The sequence below is a fragment of the Edaphobacter sp. genome (assembly GCF_035532915.1).
Taxonomy (GTDB): Bacteria; Acidobacteriota; Terriglobia; order Terriglobales; family Acidobacteriaceae; genus Edaphobacter.
Window position 1 is genome coordinate 1 of sequence record NZ_DATKQC010000433.1, and the last position, 9,469, is coordinate 9,469.

The window sequence follows — 9,469 nt, forward strand, 5'->3', positions numbered from 1 at the left end:
TATCGCCAAACTCACACCGCGTACAAAGGCGGTGTTCCTTACCCATGTGCTCGGGTACAACGCGCTCGACCAGAGACTTCTCGATGAGCTCCGACAACGCAATGTCCCGCTCATTGAGGATGTGTGCGAATCGTATGGAGCAACGTTTTGCGGCGCCAAGCTTGGCACCTTTGGTATGATTTCCAACTTCTCGTTCTATTACGCCCACCATATGAGCACGATCGAGGGCGGGATGATTTCAACCAACGACCGATACCTCTATGAGATTCTTCGCATGCTGCGTTCCCACGGGATGGTCCGGGAATCGACCTCAGAGGAATTGAGAGGTTCGTACCGCGCGCGATGCCCCGACCTGAATCCGGATTTTATTTTTGCTTTTCCCGGCTATAACGTGCGGCCCACAGAACTCGGAGCCGTGATCGGACGGTCCCAGCTCCGGCGGCTCGACCAGAATAACCAACGCCGGAGCGAGAACCTTCGACTTTTTCTCGAGAATCTTGACCCGGCCAAGTACCGCACGGACTTTGAAACCGCCGGAAGCTGCAATTACGCCTTCACTTTGATTCTGAAGCATCCGGACCCGGTACTGTGCGAGAACGTCATGAAATCCTTGCGCCATCACGGGGTAGAATTCCGCCGCGGCACATCGGGAGGCGGCAACCAGCTTCGGCAACCCTACCTGAAGAAAGTCGTGGGGGAAACGGAATTTGCGAAGTTTCCGAACGTGGACCACGTGCATTTCTACGGGTTCTATATCGGCAACTACCCCGAACTGGAGAAGAGCAAGATCCTTGATCTATGCTCCATTTTAAATGCTCTGCCGGGACAACCTTAATTCTGATCGAATCAAAGGACTTCACATAAGGACGGTCTGCAGGAAGAGGACACCGCTATGTCACGCTTAGGAAAGCTGGACCTCGTCGTCATCAATCCCCCGAGCCGGAAGCAGGTATACCAGTCTCTCGGGAGCGAGTTGAGTGCGATTGAGCCGCCCGTGTGGGCAGGATTGATTACCACGTTTGTTCGCCGACGGGGATTCTCCGTGGAACTGCTCGACGCTGAAGCGGAGGATTTGACCCCTCAGCAGGTCGCCGAGCACGTGACCGAACTAAATCCTCTCTTGACTGTAGTGGTCGTCTATGGCCACCAACCCTCGGCTTCGACGCAGAACATGTCCGCCGCGGGCCAAGTCTGTACGGTGCTAAAGGAAAAGGCTCCTGGTTTGAAGGTGCTCTTGCTCGGAGGCCATGTGGCGGCCCTTCCTGAGCAAACGCTCCGAGAGGAAAAACCAGATTTGGTTTGTGGAGGAGAGGGGCCCTTCACTATCTTGGACCTCTTGCAGGCTCTCCGACTTGCTCAGCCTGATTACAGCAAAGTTCGTGGCCTCTGGTATCGAGATGGTGAAACGGTTCGACACACGGTCCCGGCTCCACTTGTCAAGGATCTTGACCAGGAAATGCCCCAGCTCCCATGGGACCTCCTTCCCATGAAGAAGTACCGCGCCCACAACTGGCACTGCCTGGGGAATCTCCAACGCCAACCCTACGGGGCTTTCTACACCACCCTGGGATGTCCTTACCACTGCACGTTCTGCTGCATTCAGACGCCCTTCAAGGGCGGCGAGAAAACTTTGGGCTACAACGAAAGTGTCAATAGCTACCGGTTCTGGAGCCCTCAGTCGATCGCAGATCAGATCGGCCACCTCGTTGAAAACTATGGTGTGCGCAACATCAAGATCGCCGACGAGATGTTTGTTCTAAACCCGCGCCATGTCTCGGCGATCTGCGATTTGATCATTGAGCGGGGCTACGACCTAAACATCTGGGCTTATGCGCGCGTGGACACGGTTAAGGACGGGATGCTCGAGAAGCTCAAACGCGCGGGATTTAACTGGCTGGCCTTCGGGATCGAGGCTGCGAACGAACAAGTTCGAAAAGACGTACAAAAAGGCTTTGGTCAGGAGGACATTTACAGAACTCTGGAAGCCGTGCGGGCCGCAGGCATTAACGTGATTGGAAATTATATTTTAGGACTACCCGAGGACAGCCTCCAGACCATGCAAGCAACCCTTGACATGGCCATGCAACTCAACTGTGAGTTTGCGAATTTTTACAGCGCCATGGCTTATCCGGGTTCCAAGCTATACGACATCGCCCTCCAGCAGGGATGGCCGCTTCCGGAGAAGTGGTCGGGATACTCGCAGCACTCGGTGGATACTCTACCTCTTCCCACTCGGTACCTTTCAGCCGCGGAGGTATTGCGCTTCCGGGACTCTGCGTTTCAAGCGTACTTTACAAATCCCGAATATCTCGAAGCGGCGACTGAGAAATTTGGAGAGGAAGCTGCCAAGCACATTCGTGAGATGACCTCCCACAGACTTGTTCGGCATTACGCATGATGGTCTTCAACGATCACGATTGCCAGGGGCCTGGTAGAGAGGTTCAAGAGCACAGCAGGGCTCTCTACTACCCTATTGGGGTTGCACGGGAACCCGCACGCAGGCTGTTGTAGCTAGCCCCGTGGAAGGGGCCCAGGGGAACTGTTGTGCCTTACCGCCGGACAGCCCTTAGACGGACAACGCTTAAGTGTGTTGGACGCACGGTACGACCGCTTGAAAGAACGATGCCAATCCAAAATAGAGAAATCTCTTTCCTCATCATCCTTTCGAATGCCTCTGCCGCGGTTGAGACGGCCTGCTCACGCTACGGCGGGTCAGTCTTTTCAGGCTAGCCCAAATCCTGTCCGGCAAAGTTGAATCATAACTGATGCACCCGAGGTCGAAGTGATGACTCAGAATACAGATATCAACGGGGTCGTAGGTGTTGGGTCTTACAGCCAGACCACTGAACTGACTCGTAGCGCGGGGCGGAGCGGAAGAAGCGGGCTACCGATGGCCCCAGAAAGAACGTACGCTTCGATGCCGGCCTTCCAGTGGGTGGCCGCTTGATACAAGTGGTCGGACAGGCGGGAACGATCTGGGCGCTCACGATTGAGCTCGGGCCGGTCCTGGTCGGGGTGGCCAACGAACTAGGCACCTTGGTGGCACTATTCACTGGGCTATTGATCACCCACTCGGTACTGTTTTTCGCCGGGCCGACAACACCTGGCTTGACTGCGTCCGCTGCGCCGGGGGACCGCCGCATTTCCACTCCTAGCGTCGGCGCTACTCTTGCGGTGGCTTTACGTAGTGTTCGGCCTTCCCCTATGGCCGTGGGTGGGCTGGCGTTCGTGAACGTCGCGCACGGGGCGAGTCCCAGCAGACACACAGGGCGGGAGATTCCCCAATCTTAGGCGAGGTTAGGAGAGCAGTGGGCGAGAACCACCTTCGGGGGAGGAGAGACGTGCCTTTCTCAGTGCGCGGGATGTTCCCTCGTGAAGATCAGCCTCTGGTGAGTATCTGTATGCCGGTTTTCAACGGCGAGCGCTGGCTTGCCGAGGCGCTCGACTGCTTGGTCAATCAGACTTATCGCACCCTGGAGATCCTGGTCCTCGACAATCGCTCGACCGACAGAACCGCCGCAATTGTGCAGCGCAAGGCCGAGAGGGACTCCCGCATCCGCTACATGCTCGACGACCGGCAGCGGGACCCGCAGGCTGCCGGCACCCGCCTCGTCGCGATGGCTTCCGGCCGCTACTGCATGATCGCCTGTGACGACGACCACTGGCACCCGGAGTTCATCTCCACGCTGGTTACCGAGCTGGAGGGTGACCCGCGCCTCGGGATGGCATTCTGCAACTATGATTGGATCGACGAAGAAGGACGGAGTCTGGTAAGCGTTAGCATTCGGCCCCGACCATTCCGTGCCGAGGATTCCTGCCTGCGCAACCTCCTCGTCTACTTGGAATTCCGAAATCCGCTCCTTACCTTCGGGATCTTTCGCACGAAGTGGCTGCAGGCGATTCTGCCATTTACTTATCCCGACCCGGACTGCTGGTGGAACGCTGACAACCTGTATTTTCTAAAGTTTCTTGCGCGCCACCGCATCGTAACGGTGGAACAACGGCTCTTTTCCTATCGGCGAAAGGATCGGACGAAGTATACCCCGACTAAGTGGCGTGGCCGGGCGCTCCGGCTAGAGTTTTTTCGAGCGCGTCATCAATGGAGGGTGCTCAAGGCTTTCTGGGGAGGAGTCTCGGAGTCGCCTCTGCCGTTGCTACAGCGCTTGGCCCTTCTCGCCTATCTGCCGATCAATTTGTTCAACAATCTCTTCACGTGGCGGCTCTACCATCTAGTCCGGTCCGTTCTGTGCGGTGCCCCAATATGAAATCTTTGACTACTCGCCTTTCGATGCCGACACAGCCGTTTCGGCGCGTGGCGGCGCGGGTGGAGCGTCCCGGTGGCTGAAACAACCACGGCGGTACATCCCGGCTGGGGTTCCGAGGCGAGCAAGCGCAACCCGCCTGGGCACATTCGGAGGCTCCACATTCGGGATTTGGGCCCGCTGGCTGCTGGCCGCTTGGTGCAGGCCTTGGGGGGCTTGGCGACAACTCGCGTACTGACCGAATATCTACTGCCCAAAGATGTCGGTAGCCTAGCAGAAATTGGCATCATTGCTGCAGCTTTCAGCCTGATCATGGTGGTTCCGGTATGGCAGTTTTGCCAGCGAGCATTCAACACCTGGCTTCGCCTCGGGACCTGGGATAGAGAGTTGAAGCGGTTCTTCGGTTACGTCGCGGTGGTTGCGGTTCTCAGTGGAATTGCAGTTTGGCTCGTTCAGCGGCGCTTCGGGTGGGTCGCGGGGATGAGCGCGTCAGTTTTGGGTGTTCTTATAGGTCTGAACGTGTTCTTTTCTTGCGCGTACATCGCAGGAAGCACGGCTCTTAATCTCATTCACCGCCGAATTCCCTTCGTGCTCTTCTCGAACGCCACGGTGTGGATCGGACTTGTCTGCTCTCTGCTTCTCATTCTGAGACGCCGTTCGGCCGGCGCATGGTATTTCGGGCAAGATTTAGGTTACTTGGTAGGTGCGCTGTCGCTCATCTTGCTCTGGCGAGCCCTTCAAAAAGAAAATCCGAAGGACTTGAACAAGGCAAAGACAGCCGAGGGGCTCGGACTTCGGTGGAATTTGGTCATTCCGTTTGCCTGGCCAATTTCCTTCCGGGCACTCCTCTGGTGGTTCCAATCACAGGGAAATCGTATTCTGCTTGCGTGGCTTGCGAGCCCGGAAGCCCTCGGAATGTTTGCGGTCGGCTACGGGCTTGCGGCAGCTCCCATCTTGATGGCGGACCTCACGCTGCAGCACCTCTACGAACCTCAGTTTTATGCCGACCTTCATGGTGCCGACCCCGTTCATTTGGCCCGCGCCTGGGAAAATTTTGCCGCGGTGTACATCCCAGCGCTCCTTCTGGTGGGTTGCTACGTGGGCGCGGCCGGACCGTTCCTCGCGAAAATGCTGCTTGGAGCGCGCTTTCAAGTGGTTGGCGAGTTCGCAGCCATTCCCGCGCTTGCCGAAACTCTTCGTGGGGTAAACGGTATGTTTACCATGTTAGCCATGGCCAAGATGGATATGAAGGTCGCCATTTCGCCTGTGGCAGTCGGGGGAGCAGCGACGTTGGCAGCGACGGCTTTGTTAGTGCCGCACTGGTCTTTCGTCGGGGCCTTCTGGGCGGCGGCGGCAGGGACAGCCGTTGTTTTCATCGTGTCTGTCCTGAAAACAGCTTCCGTTCTCCCGGCCCGCTGGCCCTGGCGGAAGATGGGAGGCTCTCTCGTTCTCGCGCTTCCAATGGTCGTCGCGTTCGTCGTGCTCGCCCGCGCAATGCACCCGCTCTCAATTCTGACGGCAGTCGTGGCGCTGCTTGGTGGGGGACTGTACTTGCTCGCGGGCTTGGCAGTTCTGATCGAGCGCGGTCTAAAATCCTCCGCCATTCCTCCAGAGGTGCGAAGTTAGGAGTCTGGTAGACCATTACGGCCTTCTGAACAGACCTATGACGTGCGAGGCTTTGGTGCGTATCCATGCGGTGCGCTGTCAATGGCGCTCTTCTTGGGCTGCCAACTGGATCCTGGGACGGTTTGCTTGCCTGGGACGCGATGTGCTCGCGCTCACCGGGACGCGGCTGCCAGTAGTGAACGTTCAGAAAGGACGTGTGGATCAACTCCTAGCTTGGTGGGGCAACCCGGCCCTGCGGCCGCGGACCCGGGAGGTTGCGCCGCACATGCGTACGAATCTGCCGCTGATTGTGCAGGAGGAGAATGTCGGGTGGTGGCGACCGGCTCATCCTCCAGCTTTCGTTTTCATGGACTCTTTTGCTGAGCTTACGGACCAGATCTTCTTCCGTCGAGGCCAAGGGTGGCGTTTCTGCTGCGGCTACTCCGATCTCAACCCCACCCGGAGCTTTAACGAGCAATTCTCATGCGCTGGCTTGCTCGCCGAGGATACGTTCTACGCGGCGTACCAGCGTTTTTTTAGCGTGTTGCGTAGCCGGTTTGGACGGGTGCCGGTCATCTTCCTACACTTTCCGAAAGCTTTGGAAGGACGAGAAGCTTTCCGAAGACGCGCCGATAGAATTCGCGAGGCTGTGGAGGCGCTTGCGCCGCAGTTTGAGCCGTTCTGCTCGCTCGCGGTGGACGAGGCCATGGTCGATTGGCCAGAAGATTCGACTGCGGAGGACCGGCAGGGCCTCCCGTATCACTACAACCAGCGGACATACAGGGCTTTCGCGCGCCTCGTCAGAGAACGTGGTCTGTTTCCTAGTTCCATAAGCGAGCATGCCTCAGCATGAGACGACCGACCTGCGTTGCCGTGGGATGGTGTAAACATGGCGCCGCTCGCCAGGCGCGCAATTTCCGCAGGGATGCGTTAGCTTATGAAATCCAGCGTTAGCCAATATTTGAAGCGCTTCGAACCTGTTTACGCAGTCAATGCCTCTTTGAAGGCAATGCGGGACCGATGGCAATCCCGGGCCATTTCCCGGCAGTATCGCTCTCTTTGTAAGCGCGTTGCGGTTTCGTACACACTCTCTCACGCAACCGCTGCCGTTCGGCAGCGCCTACAGGTGCGTGGTATCCATCTCGAAAGCCAAGCAAAAGGGGCGCTACGACTGCTTTGGGTCGGTGCCGATCCTTCGCAGGATCAGTCGGGAATGCTCACTGCCCTGGCTAAGTTTGGGCGCGTCGCTTCGTTCTGTGACGAGAGAGGAAGCTATCTGCAGGAGTTCCCAACAAGGCCGCTCGATCCAGGGTTGATTGCGCGCAATAGCGCCCTGCTCGTCGACCGGGTGCGGGAGCTAAAGCATTCGCAGGGGCTCGATATTCTGATCGGCCAGATGTGGGGCAACACCATGTCTGCCGGGGCGCTTCGAAAGATACAAGCTCTAGGAGTTGCCACTGTAAACATCGCGATGGATGATCGGCTGCCATGGAACTGGCGGCCATATCGAGGTAATTGGATTGGGGCCCGAGGGTTGTGCCCCGGGTTGGACCTCACACTTACAAGTTCCCACGAGTGCTGCGAACGTTACTGGTGCCATGGGTACCCGTCGGTGTACTGGCCTTTTGGCAGCGACCCTGAACTTTTTGTTCCAGCTGCCAAGCGGGAGCCCGTGGTGTGTTTCATCGGAGGGAATTACGGCGTACGGCGGAGTCTGGTACGACATCTCACCCGCAGCGGGATTCCTCTCGCGATATATGGTCCGGGCTGGCCCAATGGACCGGTGGGAGCAGTGCGCATGGCGGAGCTTTTTGGGAGTTCATTGATCGTGCTGGGGGTGGGAACGGTTGGCCACCGCCGGGACCTCTGTACTCTTAAGCTGCGGGATTTTGACGCGACAATGGCCGGCGCGCTCTACATCACCAGCCGCAACGAAGACCTCTACCCTTTGTTTGCCGAGAACGCAGAAATCGTTTTTTACGACAATTTTCGAGAGGCAGCCGAAAAGATTCGTTATTACCTTGACCGGCCTGAAGAAGCGATGGCCATCGGAAACGCGGCAGCCGCCCGCGCGCGCCGGGAACACACTTGGGAGCGCCGGCTTGACTTCGCCTTTGATCTGCTTCGAGTGCGCATACCGGGCAGCGACTTCGTCGTGAGATGGCGTCCCGCTGAAACGCAAACATTGCACCCATACTGATAGGAGGTACGACCTAGGATGGCAATTTCCAAGAAAATCCTTGTAACTGGAGGACTCGGCACGATCGGCACGCCGCTCGTTGAGCTTCTCCGTCGACGCGGCCACGAGGTGTGGATCGCCGACCTGCCACATCATCACGATCTGTTATACCTGCGTTGCGACGTATCTTCCGCGCGGCAGCTTGAGCGTGTAGCTTCTGCTGCCAAGTTCGACTACGTTTACCACCTCGCCGCCGAGTTCGGGCGTTGGAACGGCGAGGACTACTACGACACGCTCTGGCGGACAAACGCGATTGGGGCAAAAAATGTCATCCGGTGGCAGGAAACCCAGCGTTTTCGCCTGATCCTCTTCAGCAGTTCTGAGGTGTACGGAGATTACTCAGGCGAGATGTCTGAAGACGTCATGGACCGGGTAGAGATTAAGCAACTCAATGACTACGCCATATCGAAATGGGTTGGGGAGATGCAGGTCCTGAATTCAGAGGCCCGGCATCGTACGGAAACTGTGCGCGTTCGCCTGTTCAATACGTATGGTCCTGGAGAATATTACAGTCCCTACCGAAGCGTGAATTGCGTTTTCTGCTACCGCGCCATCCACAGCCTCCCCTTCACGGTATACCGAGGCCACCATCGCACCTCAACCTACATCGACGACACAATTCACGCTCTGGCCAACATCGTAGAGAACTTCATTCCTGGAGAGGTCTACAACATCTCCGGAGACGAGTACCACGATATCGAGACTCTCGCGGCTTACGTACTTGCCGCCTCGGCCGCTGAGCCGAACATTGCCCGCTTTGCGGACCCGGAGCTCATGACCACGAAGGACAAGAGGGTAAACAACTCCAAGGCCAAGCGGGACCTTGGTTTGCGAACAACGGTTCGGTTGGAAGAGGGGGTTCGCCGCACCGTCGAGTGGATGCGCAGCGTGTATCTCCAAGGATGCCGCCCCAACGGGTTGGAAGCGTCTGCAATAACTTTGGAATGAGATCGACCTCTGGCGAAGCGAAAATGATCGTCTTTGACAAGTGCAGCACAATGAACTCTCTTTACGCGCGCGAAGGCGTGGAGAGCTTTGGCTCTTCTACGCAGCATGAGGAAGACATCGTTCTCCATACCGTGGATCGTTATGGTCTCCAACACGGAATTGAATTCATCGATCTCGTAAAGATGGACGTCGAAGGACATGAGGTCGAGGCGTGCAAGGGGATGATTCACATGCTCAGGTCAGGCCAAGTTGGAGCCATCCAACTTGAATACGGCGGCTGCAATATCGACGCGAGAGCCCTCCTCAAGGACATCTTTGCGCTCTTCCGAGGTTTCCATTGGTCCTTCTATAAGATATACCCGAAAGAGCTAAGACTTGTGCCCCGTCATGACCAACGGTTGGAGAACTTCCAGTA

At 57.2% G+C, this 9,469-nt stretch carries 8 protein-coding genes; all 8 read left to right on the forward strand.

Features of this window, described 5'->3' with window-relative positions:
- A partial coding sequence (locus VMU57_RS20300; protein ID WP_325386764.1) for a DegT/DnrJ/EryC1/StrS family aminotransferase occupies positions 1-835 on the forward strand: 835 nt, incomplete at its 5' end.
- Between the two features lie 57 nt (positions 836-892).
- Positions 893-2,398 carry a B12-binding domain-containing radical SAM protein gene (locus VMU57_RS20305; RefSeq protein ID WP_325386766.1) on the forward strand — a complete coding sequence of 502 codons (1,506 nt, stop codon included), beginning with the start codon at positions 893-895 and terminating at the stop codon, positions 2,396-2,398.
- 1,003 nt (positions 2,399-3,401) lie between these two features.
- A complete protein-coding gene (locus tag VMU57_RS20310; protein ID WP_325386768.1) occupies positions 3,402-4,265 on the forward strand; it encodes a glycosyltransferase in 864 nt (287 codons plus the stop codon).
- 168 nt (positions 4,266-4,433) lie between these two features.
- Positions 4,434-5,888, forward strand: a complete 1,455-nt coding sequence (locus VMU57_RS20315) for a hypothetical protein (protein ID WP_325386770.1) — start codon at positions 4,434-4,436, stop codon at positions 5,886-5,888.
- Positions 5,889-6,153: 265 nt separating this feature from the next.
- On the forward strand, positions 6,154-6,720 hold the full coding sequence (locus VMU57_RS20320; protein WP_325386772.1) for a hypothetical protein: 567 nt from the start codon (positions 6,154-6,156) through the stop codon (positions 6,718-6,720).
- A 360-nt stretch (positions 6,721-7,080) separates the two neighbouring features.
- A complete protein-coding gene (locus VMU57_RS20325) occupies positions 7,081-8,067 on the forward strand; it encodes a glycosyltransferase (protein WP_325386773.1) in 987 nt (328 codons plus the stop codon).
- An 18-nt stretch (positions 8,068-8,085) separates the two neighbouring features.
- Complete coding sequence (locus VMU57_RS20330) at positions 8,086-9,054, forward strand: NAD(P)-dependent oxidoreductase (protein WP_325386774.1); 969 nt, start codon at positions 8,086-8,088, stop codon at positions 9,052-9,054.
- A 23-nt stretch (positions 9,055-9,077) separates the two neighbouring features.
- On the forward strand, positions 9,078-9,469 hold a 392-nt coding region (locus tag VMU57_RS20335; RefSeq protein WP_325386776.1), incomplete at its 3' end, for an FkbM family methyltransferase.